This window comes from Nocardioides sp. S5-5, from assembly GCF_054954065.1.
Map to the genome: position 1 here is coordinate 37415 of NZ_CP199913.1, position 16041 is coordinate 53455.

The 16041-nt window shown below is 69.2% G+C and carries 13 protein-coding genes; 10 read left to right on the forward strand and 3 right to left on the reverse strand.

All coding sequences use genetic code 11. From position 1 onward, the window contains the following. Nucleotides 1-5: 5 nt before the first annotated feature. Nucleotides 6-1709, reverse strand: coding sequence for an SIR2 family protein (locus tag ACUP6Y_RS00155; RefSeq protein WP_462553565.1), 1704 nt, complete (start codon nucleotides 1707-1709; stop codon nucleotides 6-8). Nucleotides 1710-1930: 221 nt separating this feature from the next. Beyond that, the gene (locus ACUP6Y_RS00160) at nucleotides 1931-3106 is read right to left on the reverse strand and encodes a tyrosine-type recombinase/integrase (RefSeq protein ID WP_462553567.1); all 1176 of its coding nucleotides are present in this window, start codon (nucleotides 3104-3106) and stop codon (nucleotides 1931-1933) included. Between the two features lie 91 nt (nucleotides 3107-3197). On the opposite strand from ACUP6Y_RS00160, the gene ACUP6Y_RS00165 reads away from it, so the two are divergent. From ACUP6Y_RS00165 to ACUP6Y_RS00190, 6 genes are all read left to right on the forward strand, one after another. Then, nucleotides 3198-3527, forward strand: coding sequence for a hypothetical protein (locus ACUP6Y_RS00165; RefSeq protein WP_462553568.1), 330 nt, complete (start codon nucleotides 3198-3200; stop codon nucleotides 3525-3527). Between the two features lie 61 nt (nucleotides 3528-3588). Then, nucleotides 3589-3801 (forward strand): hypothetical protein, encoded by a 213-nt coding sequence (locus tag ACUP6Y_RS00170; protein ID WP_462553569.1) that lies wholly within the window; start codon nucleotides 3589-3591, stop codon nucleotides 3799-3801. 142 nt (nucleotides 3802-3943) lie between these two features. Next, nucleotides 3944-4477, forward strand: coding sequence for a hypothetical protein (locus ACUP6Y_RS00175; protein WP_462553571.1), 534 nt, complete (start codon nucleotides 3944-3946; stop codon nucleotides 4475-4477). An 82-nt stretch (nucleotides 4478-4559) separates the two neighbouring features. Then, the gene (gene egtB / locus ACUP6Y_RS00180; RefSeq protein WP_462553572.1) at nucleotides 4560-5840 is read left to right on the forward strand and encodes an ergothioneine biosynthesis protein EgtB; all 1281 of its coding nucleotides are present in this window, start codon (nucleotides 4560-4562) and stop codon (nucleotides 5838-5840) included. After that, entirely contained in the window at nucleotides 5837-6805 is a 969-nt protein-coding gene (egtD, locus tag ACUP6Y_RS00185) for an L-histidine N(alpha)-methyltransferase (RefSeq protein ID WP_462553574.1), read from the forward strand. Before egtB ends, egtD begins: the two co-directional genes overlap by 4 nt. A 109-nt stretch (nucleotides 6806-6914) precedes the next feature. Further along, on the forward strand, nucleotides 6915-8537 hold the full coding sequence (locus tag ACUP6Y_RS00190) for an alpha/beta hydrolase (RefSeq protein ID WP_462553575.1): 1623 nt from the start codon (nucleotides 6915-6917) through the stop codon (nucleotides 8535-8537). 51 nt (nucleotides 8538-8588) lie between these two features. On the opposite strand, the gene ACUP6Y_RS00195 is transcribed toward ACUP6Y_RS00190, so the two are convergent. Then, on the reverse strand, nucleotides 8589-10592 hold the full coding sequence (locus ACUP6Y_RS00195) for an MFS transporter (RefSeq protein ID WP_462553577.1): 2004 nt from the start codon (nucleotides 10590-10592) through the stop codon (nucleotides 8589-8591). 177 nt (nucleotides 10593-10769) lie between these two features. On the opposite strand from ACUP6Y_RS00195, the gene ACUP6Y_RS00200 reads away from it, so the two are divergent. From ACUP6Y_RS00200 to ACUP6Y_RS00215, 4 genes are read left to right on the forward strand one after another with little or no spacing between them, the layout of a single operon-like run. Next, nucleotides 10770-12410 (forward strand): ABC transporter substrate-binding protein, encoded by a 1641-nt coding sequence (locus ACUP6Y_RS00200; protein WP_462553579.1) that lies wholly within the window; start codon nucleotides 10770-10772, stop codon nucleotides 12408-12410. A gap of 32 nt (nucleotides 12411-12442) precedes the next feature. Then, a complete protein-coding gene (locus tag ACUP6Y_RS00205; RefSeq protein WP_462553581.1) occupies nucleotides 12443-13489 on the forward strand; it encodes an ABC transporter permease in 1047 nt (348 codons plus the stop codon). Further along, on the forward strand, nucleotides 13486-14370 hold the full coding sequence (locus ACUP6Y_RS00210; RefSeq protein ID WP_462553582.1) for an ABC transporter permease: 885 nt from the start codon (nucleotides 13486-13488) through the stop codon (nucleotides 14368-14370). The genes ACUP6Y_RS00205 and ACUP6Y_RS00210 overlap by 4 nt, the downstream gene beginning before the upstream one ends. Beyond that, entirely contained in the window at nucleotides 14367-15983 is a 1617-nt protein-coding gene (locus ACUP6Y_RS00215) for a dipeptide ABC transporter ATP-binding protein (RefSeq protein ID WP_462553584.1), read from the forward strand. The genes ACUP6Y_RS00210 and ACUP6Y_RS00215 overlap by 4 nt, the downstream gene beginning before the upstream one ends. Nucleotides 15984-16041 lie beyond the last annotated feature (58 nt).

Sequence of the window (16041 nt, forward strand, 5' to 3'; positions counted from 1 at the left end):
GCCCGTCACTTGAACCCTCCCGCCATCTTGAACGCCGCATACAGATCATCGGCTGAGGCCGCATCATCGAGGAGCTCTTCGATGCTGAACCGTCCGATCCCGATGCTGCCGCTGCGGCCGTACGCTGAACGCGGGGAACGGGTAGACCGAGGCACTTGACGGTCTGCGTGGATCACGACCACGGCGGCGTCCTCATCGAATTCGTGAGACAATTCCAATGTCAGCGACTCGCGCGTATCGCGGACGACGAAGACCTTCTGCTCGCTAGCACCTGTCTTGACGCGGAACGATCCAGTCATGGGTTCAGGTGCCGCCACCCAATCAGACGTGTGATGCCCGCGGCTGAGCAGCGACATCGCGATCGCGAACCGACCGAGTGACGCTGCCGGGAAGTCCGGGCTCTGGACTGCTCGCGCGAGCGGAGAGACAGTCAACGGCATGTACGTGCGATCCCCGTTCGCGGCCCGACCGACACGAAGCATCGACAGCGTTGCGGTGACCGCGCTGATCAGGACGTCGAGGAACGTGCTCGGGTTCTCGCCTACAAGCGAACCAAAGGTCGTGCGCGCCATCCGAAGGTCGACCTTCAAACGGGCGACGTCCGCCTCCGAGAGTCCGGGGGTGGGGACATGTTCGGTCAGCGCGGCCAGCTTCTCGGTGAGAGTCCACAGCACCAGCGCCAAGAGGGTCGGCTTGGCCCAGGAGCCGAGGACGGCAGAGGAGACGATGTCGTCCTCGTTGTCATCGAAGTCGTCGCCGTAGATGAACTGCAAAGCCATCTCGTGACGCGGTTGCAGGGTCTGCTCGCTCAGAACTAGCGCTGGGGGTTGGGACGGCCAGTGGCGACCCAGGTCCTGGGCGGATGCGGCGAACATCGTGTGCATGTTCGCGTCCTGCAGCGAAAGGCCGATGACCAGCGTGTTGCGTTCACCGAGCAATGCCTGAAGCTTGTTTCGCATGTACGCGTTCGCCGGCTGCACCGACCAGCCGGAGATCTGCTTCTCCTGAGCGATCAGCATCGGTCGGTACTTCGCCTGGTTCTCGACCGCTCGGATGGCGCATCCGTGGAACTTGATCAAATCGCTGCGTCCATTTGGTTTACGGAAGTCCTCAGAGTCGACTACGACCCTCAGCACCTGGTCGGCGTCTGGGCAAAGTTCGTGGACCGCCTTCTCGACCAGACCGTCCCAGTTGGAAGTAGCTGCCGAGTCGACGACACCTTCGAGCATCAGGATTCCGATGCAGAGGTGCTCCACATCAGGTTCGATGTCACGGTTGCCGTAGGTGTTCGGCACGTCCAAGCCTGTCCACATTAGGTAGTCGGGCTCTTCGTTTGCGACTCGAACGCCCAGAACCTGGGAGTAGTTGTTGACCAGGGACCTCACGAGGTCGCCTTCGACCGGCCATTCTGCAACCGGCACCGTGAGGTCCAACGCCGCTTTCGTTTCGTACGAAAGCGACGAGAGCGCCAGCACCTTGGTGAGTGCTGCGTGGAACCGACAGTCCGGATCCGTGGGATCGATCTTCGAGCGGAGCAGCTCCACCGCTGCCCGTACGAGGTCCGGCACCGGCGGCATCCGGTCTCGCGAGATGCCCGACCCCAACCACAGGACGTACTGACCGGTCGCGAATGCGTCCGCAAACTCTGTGAACCGGCTCTCGAACCCGGCGAGAACCTCAGAAGTCGTGTCGGCGGGCGGCGGGTTCACTCGGACATGCTGCCATGTGGGGAAGTCGCCCGCGGCACAAACAGCATCAAGTCCGCGCGGTTGCGGAGTACCGGGACGTGGTCCGATCCTGCGCTAAATTGGGCTACTAGAGACTCCCGGTAGGGCGTACGGATAGTTCGCTGTAGTCCAGTATCAGCCCTGACGCGCCATGTCCGTTCGTGCCATCCGGGGGACCCGCTTGGTGCAGGAATCACCGAGGGTCAGTCCCTGCGTGACTCGCGCCAAGCGTCGTACGACTGGCCGATCTTCTCGGCGAGCAGCCGGTCTCGGTCGAGGGTGGCGTGCTGGTATATCGCCATCGCCGCCTGGGAGGCGTGGCCAGCGCGGGCCTGGAGCTCGGCAGCCGTCGCACCATGCTGTCCGGCCATGGTCAGCGCGGTGTGACGCAGGTGGTGGATCGTGAGGTCGGGGCGGCCAGCCTTCTCGCGAGCGGGCCGGTAGCGGTCCATCAAGTAACGGGCGCTCATGTGGTCGGTGCGGTCGCCGGGGAACAGGAGGCCCTTCGACCCCGGCGCGGCGTGCTCGAGGAGGTGCTGCTGCAGCATGGGCATGAAGGGCGGGGGGACGTGCACGACCCGGATGCCGCTCCGGGTCTTCGGCGTACTGATGAAGCGGCCGCAGTCGGGGCATGCTCCGCGTACTGACGGGTCCGCGTCCTTGTCGACCTTGCGGGTTACGCTGATCCGACCGCTGAGTCCGTCGACGTCGGAGCGTCGGAGCTCCATCAGCTCGCCCTCGCGCAGGCCGACGAAGGCGGCGAGCACGATGAACAGCTTGAGCCGCTCCGGCATCTCGTTGACGATCGTCGTGATCTCGTCGAAGGTCGCGGGGATGACCAGCTGCCGCACCGGCGCGTTGCCGGCGCCGCGGATCTTCGGAGGCACGCGGTCGATCAGCTCCTCCTCCTGGGCCGCCTGGAGGATCGAGCGCAGCAGCCGGTAGGCCGCCGCGTTGGACGACTCCGTCTTCGGGTCGAGGGTGCGGCGCCAGGCCTTGATCTCCGAGAGGGTCACGTCCCGCAACGGCATCGCACCGAAGTACGGGAGGATCCGGCTCTCCAGCAGTGCGCGGTAGCCACGCATCGTGGCGGGCCGCAGGCCGCGCTCGACGACGTACTGCTCGGCGAACGCCCCGACCGTGCTCCTGGCCTGCTCACGCTCCCGGCGGGCCTCGGCTGCCTTGCGGTACTTCGGCGGGCTCCACTCGTCCCGGTCGATCAGAGACCGCTCGCTGGCCAGCCACATCTCCGCATCCATCTTGGTCCGGAAGTTCCGCGAGTGACGGGATCCGTCCGGCATCGCGTACCTGGCCCGGTAGGACGGACCGGTCGCGCCATCGCGTCGCTCGAGCTCGCCGAAGCCTCGCCGTCGTGTCATTGCAGGTACCTCCCGAGAGCGCCGGTGGAACGACCGTTCTAGTTAACCCCCTGCCTTGGCAGCAGCACAATGGGGCGATTAGGGGGAAACGATGTCCGTTCTGGTCCTCGACTGTACCTCTCTGACCTGCAGATTCACGCTCAGATCGGCAGAATGCGGGTGCTTCGAGGCAGTTTGCAAGCAGGGGGTTACGGGTTTGGGGTTTGAATCCTCTGGCCTCCACCACAAGAGTCCCAAGTCGTCGCCCGACCCCGTAGCCGGCGGCGACGGCGGCGACGGCGCCGTAGTCGTTGACCTGGTAGATGACGTCGTCGCTGCGCCGGTTCAGCGCGGCGATCAGTCGAGCCGCGCCTGGTCAACGCGGGTCGGGCTCGACGGCCTGGGCAACGAGGACGGCGCAGACCCGGAATCCGAGCTGTGACGCGGATTCTGTCGGACCCACCCGTCATGCTGCGGCTTCCCGAGAGAAAAGGAGATCCAGCATGCCGAACTACTGCGTGAACAAGGTCGCCCAGGCCAACGGCGACCACGAGGTCCATGACGTGACAGCCAATGGCTCGTGCTTGCCGAGCCCAGTGAATCGACAGGACCTCGGCTTCCACGCCGGCTGCGCTGCCGCTGTCCAGCGCGCGCGGAGCTACTACGCGCAGGTCGACGGCTGCCGTTGGTGCGCGCCGACCTGCCACACCAGCTGACGGTTCGGGGGAGTCCCGTTGGTGTCGCCGCCGGCCTGAGCGCCCGCGGTTTCGCCGAGATCAGTGCTGCGGTTCCCTTGGATCCGGGCCGTGTGGGTCTGCCGACTAGCTACTCCGGCGCCGAGCTGCCAGGCTGCGCCGCGTGGACGGCTACGTGCGTCATGTGAAGGCGAGCGTCTCGCCTGAGCAGGTGGTCGAGCTGGAGGCCGCCGACCATCTGGCAGAGAGGCTGCGGGCGCACATCGTGGCGACCAGCCCTGAGATCGCTGCGTTGCATGTCCATGGCGCGAAGAGCAAGGCGATCCAGGACCATTTCGCAACGCTGCTCCGCACAGACCTCGGTTTCCGGGAGGAGGTGGTGTTGAGTCCGCAGACCGGGCTGGTCACCCAGGCTCGACCGGACTTCTTCTTCGAACTCACCGAAGGCCGCGGCATCATCGCCGAGGTCGAGCGTGGCGGTACGACGACGAACAACCACGACCTCAAGGACCGGTGGAAAGCGCACGTGGCGCCCGACGCGCACCACCTGTTCCTGATCGTGCCGTACAACAACTGGAAGCAGGACGGGTCCCCGCGTGAGCGGCCGTTTCAGATCGTCTCTCGTCGGCTCGGCGCCTTCTTCGACGATCCTCGGCGCGAGATCGATGTGCTGAGCGTCCACGTCTTCGCGTACTGACGGCGGCCGATGCCGGTGAACAGACGTTGACGCCTGCCCCGCACCTCTGGCGAGTGTCGGTGCCCCGACCTACTGTCGAGCCATGACCACAACCCAGTGGACAGCGGACACCCTCCTGACCCGGTACGACGAGGTCAGGGCCCACACCGAGCGCCTCGCCGCGCCGCTGAGTCCGGAGGACCAGACGGTGCAGTCGATGCCGGACGTGTCGCCGACGAAATGGCATCGGGCGCATGTGACGTGGTTCTTCGAGACGTTCGTGCTGGCGGAGAACGAGCGCGGGTTCGCGCCGTTCCAGGACCAGTACTGGTTCCTGTTCAACAGCTACTACGAGGCGGTGGGGCCGCGCTACAACCGGGCCGAACGCGGGGTCATCTCCAGGCCGGGGGCTCATGATGTCGGGCTCTATCGCAGCAACGTCGACCAGAGGTTCCGCGACCTGATCGACCAGACCGACCAGGGCACGCTCGACAAGCTGGCGGGCACGATCGAGCTGGGGTTCCACCACGAGCAGCAGCACCAGGAGCTGCTGCTCATGGACATCAAGCACGTGCTCTCGCTCAACCCCCTCCGCCCGACGTACGCCGGCACCCCAGCCACCCCGACCACCCCGGACCCGATGGGCTGGCTAGACGTCGAGGGCGGTCTGGTCGAGATCGGCCACGACAGCAACGGCTTCTCGTTCGACAACGAGCTGCCACGACACCTGGTCCACCTCGAGCCGTTCCGGCTCGCCGACCGGCTGGTGACCAACGGGGAGTGGCTGGAGTTCATGGCCGACGGGGGCTATCGGCGCCCGGAGCTGTGGCTGTCGGACGGGTGGGCGCGGGTCAAGGCCGAGGAGTGGCGGGCGCCGTTCTACTGGACCGAGGTGGACGGGGTGTGGTTCGAGCACACCCTGCACGGCACGTTCCCGGTGGACCTCGGACTGCCGGTGAGCCACGTCAGTCACTACGAGGCGGATGCGTACGCGACGTGGGCGGGCAAGCGGCTGCCCACGGAGGCGGAGTGGGAGCACGCGGTGCGCAGCCAGGGCGATGATGACGCGAGAGCCAACCTCGCCGACACCGAGACCTGGCATCCGCGGGCGGCGGGCAGCAGCACCGACAGGCTGCGTCAGGTGTACGGCGACTGCTGGGAGTGGACGTCGTCGGCGTACCTGCCCTATCCCGGCTTCCACCCGGCGGCGGGTGCGATCGGCGAGTACAACGGCAAGTTCATGTCCAACCAGATGGTGTTGCGCGGAGGGTGCGCACTGACGCCGCCGGGCCATGCGCGGGCCAGCTACCGCAACTTCTTCCCGCCGGGGGCGCGGTGGGCGCTGAGCGGACTGCGCCTCGCCGACGGGGGTGTGCCGGGATGAGCCAGGAGGTACGGGTGCTGCTGGAGCCGGACTGGGCGAGCGGCAGCTTGGCCGCTGACATACGACGCGGCCTGAGCAGCTATCCGCGCACCCTCCCGCCCCGGTGGCTGTACGACGACCGTGGGTCCGCGCTCTTCGACGAGATCACCCGGCTGCCGGAGTACTACCCCTTCGCCGCGGAGCGCGCCATCCTGGAGGCCCATGCCGACGAGATCGTCGCGGCCAGCGGCGCGACGTCGCTGGTCGAGCTGGGCAGCGGGACGAGCGAGAAGACCCGGCTGCTGCTGGACGCCTTCACGAAGGCCGGCCAGCTCGACAGGTTCGCGCCGGTGGACGTGTCCGAGGCGACGCTGCGCGACGCCGCCGAGCAGATCGCCACCCGCTACCCGGGCCTCGAGGTCACCGCGGTGGTCGCCGACTTCACCCTCCACCTCGCCCAGCTGCCGGCCGGGGGCCGGCGGATGGTGGCCTTCCTCGGCGGCACCATCGGCAACCTCTACCGCGAGGAGCGGGCCGCCTTCCTCGGGGCGCTGGCCGACGTGCTCGAGCCGGGCGACTCGCTGCTGCTCGGCACCGACCTGGTCAAGAGCGCCGACCGGCTGATCGCGGCGTACGACGACAGCCAGGGCGTCACCGAGGAGTTCATCCGCAACAGCCTGGTCGTGGTCAACCGCGAGCTCGGCGCGGACTTCGATCCCGGCGCGTTCTCCTACGTCCCGTTCTGGGATCCTCACATGGAGCGGATGGACCTGCGGTTGCGGGCGGAGGTGCCGCAGCGGGTGCGCATCCCGGGCGCCGACGTGGTGCTCGACTTGGCGATGGGGGAGGAGATCCGGATCGAGATCTCGACCAAGTTCCGGGTCAGCCGGATCGCGGCCGAGCTCGAGGCGGCCGGACTCGGCGTCGCGCGGGTGTGGACCGACGAGGCGGGCGACTTCGCGCTCACGCTCGCGGTCAAGGCCTGACCCGGCCGCAAATCCTCCGCGCGTCGGGGTGGACGTGACGGAAGGGACGAGGCAAGGTCGGTTCTACGCCGGAAGATCCCGGACACCTCAATCTCGGAAGGTTGTTGAAGTGAAGAGAGCACTGACGATCGTCGCGTCGGTTGCGACGGCAACGGCACTGCTGGTGCCCGGGGGGAGCAGCAGCGCTGCACCGCAGGCTCCCCAGGTCGCCGCGAAGGCACCGTCGTACACGCCACCCGCCCCTGTCTGGGGCGCCTGCACCAACCAGCGTCTGATCGACGCGGGCGCCGAGTGCGCGATGCTCGAGGTACCCCTCGACTACGCCAAGCCCAAGGCCAAGAAGATCCAGATCGCGGTCAGCCGGATCCTGCACACGGACCCCGACTACAAGGGCATGATCGCGGCCAACCCGGGCGGTCCCGGCGGCTCCGGCCTCGGCATGGCCCGGCTCGGTGCCGCGATCCCGAACGGCGTCGGCGCCAAGTACGACTGGTACGGCTTCGACCCGCGCGGGGTCGGCAGCAGCACGCCGTCGCTGAGCTGCAACCCGGCCTATCAGGGCCAGGACTACGACCGGCCCAACTACGTGCCGACCAAGAAGAAGGACCGGAAGTGGTGGCAGCGCGTCACCCGGAAGTACGCCAAGGCGTGCTCGAAGGCCGACGCCAAGCGGCTGCTCAAGCACATGCACACCACCGACGTCGCCCAGGACCTCGACAGCCTGCGCAAGGCGGTCGGCGCGCCGAAGCTGAACTACTACGGCTTCTCCTACGGCACCTACCTCGGCCAGGTCTACGCGACGATGTTCCCGAAGAAGGTCGGCCGGTTCGTGTGGGACGGCGTCCTCAACGCCGACCGGGCGTTCTACGAGTCGAACATCGACCAGAACATCCAGTTCGACAAGAACATCCGCACCTACTTCAAGTGGCTGGCGCAGAACGACGCCCGCTACGGCCTCGGCACCAGCGGCAAGAAGATCCGCAAGGGCTACTACAAGCTGCTCGAGCGGCTCGACAAGCAGCCCGCCGCCGACGGCAAGCTCGGTCCCGACGAGCTGGGCGACGTGCTGCTCAGCGCCGGCTACTACGTCTACGACTGGGACCTGATCGGCCAGGCGTACGCCACGTTCGTCAAGACCGGCGACGGTGCGGACCTGATCGACATGTACGCCGGCCCCGGTGACGACAACGGCTTCGCCGTCTACAACGCCGTGCAATGCACCGACGCGATGTGGCCGAACTGGAAGAAGACCGAGGCAGACGCCTGGCGGGTCCACAAGAAGCACCCGTTCCTGACCTGGGGCAACACCTGGTACAACGCGCCCTGCCTGAACTGGCCGGCCCCGTCGCGCAAGGCGTTCGACGTCAGCGGCAAGAAGGTAAAGTCGCCGATCCTGATGATCGCCGAGACCAACGACGCCGCCACGGTGTTCTCCGGCGCGGTCGCGACCCGGAAGGCGTTCCCGACCTCGTTCCTCATCGAGGGCAAGGGCGGGACGACGCACTCCGGCTCGCTGTCCGGCATCGCCTGCACCGACGACCTGATCGCCAGCTACCTCGACACGGGAGTGCTGCCGAAGCGCAAGAAGCACAAGCGCAGTGACCTGAAGTGCCCGCCGGTCGCGCCGGAGTTCCTGCCGGCCGCCCGGGGCACCGGTCCGCTGACGGTCAACGACCGGATGCCGGCCGACGTACGCCGGCTGCTGCTGGAGGCGCAGGCCTCCGGCCGCTGAGCACCAACCCCGCGAACGGGCGTCGGCCACCGGCCGGCGCCCGTTCGTCGTCTATCGCGACGGCAGTCCGAGGGTGTGCAGGAACTCGCGCAGCCGGTGCCGGCCGACCAGGCTGTCCGGACCGCGCAGCCGGTCCAGGATCCGGTCCGACCAGGCGCCGGCCGGGCCGTAGCGCGCGTTGTAGGCCGCCAGGCTGTGGTCGTAGTCGACGACGGCGGCGTCCGCCGTACCGACCTGGTAGGTCTCGCGGTGGAGTACGGCGGCCTGGGGCAGGCGCGGCTTCACGCCGGCCTGCTCCGCGGGATCGGGGACGCCGAGTGCCATGCCGAACACCGGGACGGTGTGCGGGGGCAGGTCGAGCTCGGCGGCGACCTCGAGCGGGTGGTTGCGGATCGCGCCGACGAACACCGAGCCCAGGCCCAGCGACTCGGCGGCGACGACGGCGTTCTGGGCGGCCAGGGCGGCGTCGATCACCGCGAGCAGGGTGACCTCGAGGTAGCCGGTCGCCTCCAGGGCCACGTCGTGCCGCTCGCCGAGGCGCCGGTGCCGGCCGAGATCGGCCAGCCAGACCAGCAGCACCGGGGCGCTCCGGATGAACTCCTGGTCGCCGGCCAGCCCCGCCAGCCGGTCCTTGCGGTCCGGATCGGCGACCACGATCACGCTCCAGGCCTGGAGATTCGACGACGTGGGCGCCGACTGGGCCGCCGCCACGATCGTCACCAGCTGCTCGTCGGTCACCGGGTCGGGCAGGAACTGGCGCACCGAGCGGTGGGCGAGCTGGAGGGAGAGGATCTCGTTCGCGGCGAGGGCCAGGCCGGGGGCGCCGTACCGGGCGGCGGCGAGCTCGGCGGTGGTCGAGGTCATGGGGGTCCTTCCGATGGGCCGTCCGACCGGGCGTCGGGACGGGAGGAGTGGGAGCAGCGCGGCGGCGGCGAGCAGCGACGCGAGGCCGCAGCCGACCAGGAAGCGGGCGTCGCCGAGGGCGACGGCCAGCGGCGGTGACGCGGCCCGCGACAGTGCGATGAACGCGGTGAGGGCCCCGAGGATGCTGGCGAAGCGCAGTGCGCCGAACCGGTCGGCGACAAGGGAGGGCCGGGCGATGGTGGACACGCCGATGCCGGCTCCCACCGTGGCGACGCAGACCACGAGCAGGGCCGCGGAGTGCGCGACGAGCGGCATCGCCAGCATGCCGAGGCCCTGCAGCGCGAAGGCGGCGACGGTGAGCGCGGTCATGCCGAGCAGCCGCACCAGGGCCGGCAGGGCCAGGCGGACGATCAGCATGAGCGCACCGATCGCCAACGGCACCGTCGAGGCGAAGGCCGTCGAGTGGCCGACGTCGCGCAGCCACGACACGAGCTGGATCTGGAACGCCGCCGTGGCGCCGGCCTGGACCACGAAGGCCACGCACAGCAGCCAGAACCCACGCGAGCGCAGGGCAGTGCCGACGCCGGTGCCGGTCCGCTCGGGCAGCACCGCGAGGTGCATCCGCCGCCCGGGCACGGCGAGCAGGTGGGTCGGGACGGCGAGCAGCCCCACGACCACCCCGAAGAGCAGCACCGTGCCGCGCCAGCCGAGCAGCGGCTCCAGCCAGCCGGCGAGCGGGTAGTAGAGGAAGGTGACCGCGCCGGCGAGCATGGTCACGGCGAGGATGGCGCGGTCGCGGTGCCGCGGGTCGGTGGCGACGACGAGCACCGAGAACGCCGCCTCGTAGGTCGACGTCGCCAGCGCGATCCCGATGCCGACGAACGCGGCGTACAGCGTCCACAGCGAGTCTGCCTGCGACCAGGCGACGACCGAGACCGCGCCGACGGCGGAGCCGGCGGTCATCACGAGGCGCCCGCCCCAGGCGTCGAGGAGCCGTCCGATGGGGAGTGCCACCACGGCGCCGACGAGGACCGAGACGGTGGCGGCGCCGGTGACGGCGGTGCGGGAGATGGCCAGGTCCTCGGCCATCGGGATGATCAGCACCGGGAAGGCGTTGATCATCGCGCCGTAGGTGACGGCGCTGGTGAGCGCCAAGGCCGCGACCAGGCGCCGCCAGTCGAGGTCCGACACCCGTACTCCTTCCGCCCCGGCAGGCCCTGCCTGCCTGTCCGCCATGCGGATCCGTTGACCGCACTCCGAGATTCGGCACGACCCTATCCTCTGTATCTCGATAAGATCACTGGACTTACATGAGGTAGTGGTCGGATCCACCGACCGCCCCCCGGAAGACAAGGACAACCCCTTCCCATGCGCCCACTGCGTTCCCGTCTCCTGCTGAAGTCAGCAGCCCTCGCCACCACCGCCACGCTGTTGCTGGCCGCGTGCGGTGGCGGCTCGACCTCCGGCAACGGCGGCGACGCCGGCGAACCCGTCTACGGCGGAACCCTGACCGTCTACGACCCGGTGCAGTACGCCGCCTGGAACCCGACCAACTCGCTGTGGTCCAACACCCAGGTCACGCCGACGCTGGCCGAGCGGCTGATCTGGCAGGACCCGAAGACCGGTGAGTTCAAGCCCTGGCTCGCCGAGTCCTGGGAGGTCAGCGACGACCACCTGAGCTACACCTTCCACCTGCGCCCGGGCGTCACCTTCTCCAACGGCGACCCGCTCGACGGCGAGACCGTCGCCCTCAACTTCGATCAGCATGGCAAGGGCGACGCCGCGAAGGGGATCCCCGTCGACCCGTGGTGGGACAACTACGTCGGCACCGACGTACCCGACCCGCAGACGGTGGTCGTGAAGTTCTCCGAGCCCAACGCCGCCCAGCTGCAGGTGTTCTCCAACTACCGGGCCGCCTCGATCCTCGGCAAGCCCTACCTCGCCCTCGACTTCCAAGGCCAGGGCAAGCTCGAGAACTGGGTCGGCACCGGCCCGTTCACCGTGGACTCCGTCGACGGCACCACCGGCGTGACCCTGGTCCGCCGCGACGACTACGACTGGGCGCCCGAGGGCTCCGACCACGACGGCAAGGCCTACCTGGAGAAGATCGTCTTCAAGGTGGTCCCCGAGGCCGGCACCCGGGTGGGCGCGCTCGCCAGCGGCGAGGCGCAGATCGCCCGCAACATCGCGCCGTACGACGAGGAGACGGTCACCGCGCAAGGCGGCGTCATCGAGGCGTTCCCCGTCCAGGGCGAGACCAACGACCTCACCATCCAGCTCGACGCGAAGGCGCCGACCCAGGACAAGTCCGTGCGGCTGGCGCTGATCGCGGCGACCGACCGCGAGGAGATCAACGAGACCGTCCTCTCGCCGTCCTACCCGGTCCCGACCAGCGCGCTCACCGAGGGCACGCCGCTGCGCGGTGACGCCAGCAAGTACCTCGGCTACGACCTCGACAAGGCCAAGCAGCTCCTCGACGAGGCCGGCTGGGTCGAGGGCGACGACGGGATCCGCGAGAAGGACGGTCAGCGGCTGCACTTCGAGTCGTGGGTCGCGCCGTACTACCAGGTGTCGCAGTCGGTGCTCGAGCTGCTGCAGTCGCAGTGGAAGAAGGCGGGCATCGAGCTGAACATCAACGCCGTCTCGCAGACCGAGTACGAGTCGCTGCGCGTCGCCCGCGGTGACAAGTGGACCTTGGAGCAGGGCCAGCAGTCCACCGCCGAGCCGGGCGTGCTCTACGCGTCGTACGGCGCCAAGCGGTCCAACGCGACCCACAACCCGACCCCGGACACGGTGCTCGAGGGCCTGCTCGAGGCCCAGTCGCAGGAGTTCGACCCGACCAAGCGCGCGGCGCTCATCCAGCAGATCGAGGACCGCATCTTCAGCGAGGGCTACTCCGACCCGCTGTACGACGAGACCCAGGTCTTCGGCCTCGCGCCGAGCGTCCAGGGGTTCAAGACCGAGTCCACCGCACGCTCGTGGTGGTACGACACCTGGCTGTCGGAGTGACGGCCGTGACGACGAGGGAGCGCTGAAGAGAAATGCGCCGCTACGTTGCGAAGCGGGTGGGTCAGGCGGTGCTGGTCCTCTGGGCCGCCTGGACCCTCGCCTTCATCCTGCTCAGTGCGCTGCCCGGTGACTCGGTCAGCAACCGGATCAGCGACCCCGAGGCCAACATCTCCCCGGAGGGCGCCAAGCTGCTCCTGGAGTACTACGGCCTGGACCGGCCGCTGTGGCAGCAGTACCTGCACAGCCTGTGGAGCGTGCTCCACGGCGACTTCGGGTACTCGCTGACCAACGCGACCGCCGTGGAGTCGCTGATCGGCCAGGCACTCCCGGCCACGATCAAGCTCACCACGCTCGGCCTGGTCTTCGGCGTGGTCTTCGCCAGTCTCGTGGCGATCACCATCAACTACGCGCCGTGGGCCTGGCTGCGCAACCTGGCCGGCTCGATCCCGGCCCTGTTCGCCTCGGTGCCGACCTTCGTGGTCGGCATCGTGGCCCTGCAGTACCTGTCCTTCCGGTTCCACCTGATCCCGTCGGTCGACGACGGCTCGCTGCGGGCGCTGATCGCGCCCGCAGCAACGCTGGGGATCCTGGTCGCGGCGCCGATCGCGCAGGTGCTGGCCACCTCGATCCGCAAGACCAGGAACCAGCCGTTCGTCCACGTGCTGCACGCCAAGGGCGCCGGCGAGGGCTTCATCTTCCGCAAGGACGTGCTGCGCAACTCCTCGCTGCCCGTGCTCACCCTCCTCGGCCTGGCCTTCGGCGAGCTGATCGCCGGGTCGGTGGTGACCGAGTCGGTCTACGCCCGCAACGGCATCGGGATGATCACCGTCAACGCGGTCAACACCCAGGACCTGCCGGTCGTGCAGGGAGTCGTGCTGCTCTCGACGCTGATCTACGTCTCGATCAACCTGGTGGTCGACCTGGCCTACCCGTTCATCGACCCGCGGATCCTGATCGACACCAAGCCGGCGACGCGCAAGGCCCGGCTGCCGCGGGGCCGGCGGGTCGCCGTACCCGTGGGCGTGGAGGCGCCCGAGCCGGCCCGGCGCCGGCTCCCTGCCGAGGTGGCCATGCCATGACGATCACCCTCGACCCGACCACCACGACCCAGGCCGACACGGCCGAGCAGGACCGGGTCACGGCGTCGTACGTCCTGCGCTGGGCCGCCCGGCACTGGAGCCTGCTGCTGGCCTCGATCGTGGTGCTCACCGTGATCGCGTGGGCACTGGTCCCCGATCTGTTCACCCACTACGACCCGGTGGCGGTCGACCCGCGCAACAAGCTCCAGCCGCCCTCGGGGGCGCACTGGTTCGGCACCGACCACCTCGGTCGCGACGTCTACGCACGCGTCGTCCACGGCTCCCGGGCATCGCTGACCGGGTCGCTCATCGCGGTCGGCGTCGGCGCGGTCGTCGGCTCGCTGATCGGCGCCGTCGCCGGCTGGTTCGGCGGCTTCGTCGACAACCTGGTGGGACGCGCGATCGACGTGTTCCTCGCGATCCCGGGCTTCCTGTTCGCCATCTGCATCGTGGTGCTGCTCGGCTTCGGCATCGTCCAGGCGGCGATCGCGGTGGGCCTGACCCTGACCGCGACCTTCACCCGGCTGATCCGGGCCGAGGTGCTCAAGGCGCGCACCAGCAACTACGTCGAGGCGGCCACCACGAGTGGCACGACGACCTTCGACATCCTGCGCCGCCATGTCATCCCGAACTCGCTGGCGCCGACGCTGGCGCTGGTCACGGTGCAGTTCGGCATCGCGATCATCTGGATCGCCTCGCTGAACTTCCTGGGCCTCGGGACCCAGCCGCCCGAGCCGGAGTGGGGCCTGCTCGTGTCGGAGGGACGGCGCTACATCGCGACCCGTGGCTGGCTCACGCTCTACCCGGGCCTCGTGGTCGTCGCGGTGGTGCTGGCGACCAACCACATCTCGCACCACCTGACCAAGGGAGACCAGTCATGAGTGCCCTGCTGCGCGTCGAGGGACTCGAGGTCGCCTACGAGATCGGCGGCCGCGCGAAGACCGTCGTCCACGGCGTCGACCTCGAACTGGCGGCGGGCGAGGTACTTGCCCTGGTGGGGGAGTCGGGCTCCGGCAAGACCACGACGGGACAGGCGATCCTGGGCCTGCTCCCGACGAACGGGCGGGTGACGGGCGGGCGGATCCACTTCCGCGACCAGGTCCTCACCGACCTGTCGCCGGCGGGCTGGCGCGACGTGCGGGGCCGCGCCATCGCGCTGATCCCCCAGGACCCGACGGTCTCGCTCGACCCGGTCCGCCGGGTGGGCCACCAGGTCGACGACGTGCTGCGGCTGCACACCCCGCTCGACGCGGCGGCCCGCCTGGCACGGGTCCACGAGCTCTTCGAGCTGGTCGGCTTCACCGACGTCGAGCGGCGCTACCGGCAGTACCCGCACGAGCTGTCGGGCGGCATGCGCCAGCGCGTGCTGATCGCCGCCGCGGTGGCCGCGGAGCCCGATCTCATCATCGCCGACGAGCCGACCTCCGGCCTGGACGCGACCGTGCAGAAGCAGGTCCTCGACCTGATCGACGACCTGCGCGCGCGGCTCGGGACGGCCGTCGTCCTGGTCACCCACGATCTCGGCGTCGCCGCCGATCGCTCCGACCACATCGGGGTGATGCAGGACGGCCGGCTGGTCGAGGTGCGCCCGACCAGGGAGATGATCGCGGACCCGCGGCACGAGTACACCCGCCGCCTGCTCGGCGCCGTGACCTCCCGGCTGGAGCGCACCCGCGAGCGGGTCGCGCCGGCGGCCGAGCGGGACGTCGTCGTACGGGTCGAGGGCCTGCGCAAGGAGTACGACGGCTTCGTGGCCGTCGACGACTCGTCGTTCGACGTACGTCGCGGCGAGACCTTCTCGATCGTCGGCGAGTCCGGCTCGGGCAAGTCGACGACGGCGCGGGTGCTGACCGGGCTCACCCCCGCGACCTCCGGCCGGGTCGAGATCCTCGGCACCGACGTGACCGGGCTCAGCCCGCGCCGGTTCCGGCCGCTGCGCAAGGACATCCAGATCGTCTACCAGAACCCGTACTCGTCGTTCGATCCCCGCTTCGGGGTCTATGACGTCGTCGACGAGCCGCTGCGCGCGGCGATCGGCTCCGGTGGCCCGCGCTGGGGCCGGGGTGGGCGGCGGCCGCACGAGGAGCAGGTCGTCGCCGCGCTGGAGGCGGCCGCGCTGCCGGCCGACTTCGTGAACCGGCACCCCCGCGAGCTCTCCGGCGGTCAGCGGCAGCGGGTCGCGATCGCCCGGGCCCTGGTCTGCGAGCCGCAGGTCGTCGTACTGGACGAGCCGATCTCGGCGCTGGACGTCTCGGTGGCCGCGCAGATCCTGGAGCTGCTCGCCCAGCTGCAGGCCGAGCGGGACCTGACCTACGTCTTCATCTCCCACGACCTCGCCGTGGTCCGCGCCATCTCCGACCACGTCGCGGTCATGCAGGAGGGCCGGATCGTCGAGGCCGGGGCGATCGGCGACGTCTTCGACCGGCCACGGCACGCCTACACCCGGGACCTGCTGGCCGCGATCGCCGGCCGGGATCTGCTGGCGGTGCCCTGACCCGGCTCAAGCTGGCCTGCAAGAAGACGCCGACCCGGCTCAAAAGTGACACTTTTGC

Excerpts from the sequence above, each read along its gene's own strand:
- ACUP6Y_RS00160 (WP_462553567.1), bottom strand. The coding sequence starts at position 3,106 with ATGACACGACGGCGAGGCTTCGGCGAGCTCGAGCGACGCGATGGCGCG.
- ACUP6Y_RS00165 (WP_462553568.1), top strand. The coding sequence starts at position 3,198 with ATGTCCGTTCTGGTCCTCGACTGTACCTCTCTGACCTGCAGATTCACG.
- ACUP6Y_RS00170 (WP_462553569.1), top strand. The coding sequence starts at position 3,589 with ATGCCGAACTACTGCGTGAACAAGGTCGCCCAGGCCAACGGCGACCAC.
- egtB (WP_462553572.1), top strand. The coding sequence starts at position 4,560 with ATGACCACAACCCAGTGGACAGCGGACACCCTCCTGACCCGGTACGAC.
- egtD (WP_462553574.1), top strand. The coding sequence starts at position 5,837 with ATGAGCCAGGAGGTACGGGTGCTGCTGGAGCCGGACTGGGCGAGCGGC.
- ACUP6Y_RS00200 (WP_462553579.1), top strand. The coding sequence starts at position 10,770 with ATGCGCCCACTGCGTTCCCGTCTCCTGCTGAAGTCAGCAGCCCTCGCC.
- ACUP6Y_RS00205 (WP_462553581.1), top strand. The coding sequence starts at position 12,443 with ATGCGCCGCTACGTTGCGAAGCGGGTGGGTCAGGCGGTGCTGGTCCTC.
- ACUP6Y_RS00210 (WP_462553582.1), top strand. The coding sequence starts at position 13,486 with ATGACGATCACCCTCGACCCGACCACCACGACCCAGGCCGACACGGCC.
- ACUP6Y_RS00215 (WP_462553584.1), top strand. The coding sequence starts at position 14,367 with ATGAGTGCCCTGCTGCGCGTCGAGGGACTCGAGGTCGCCTACGAGATC.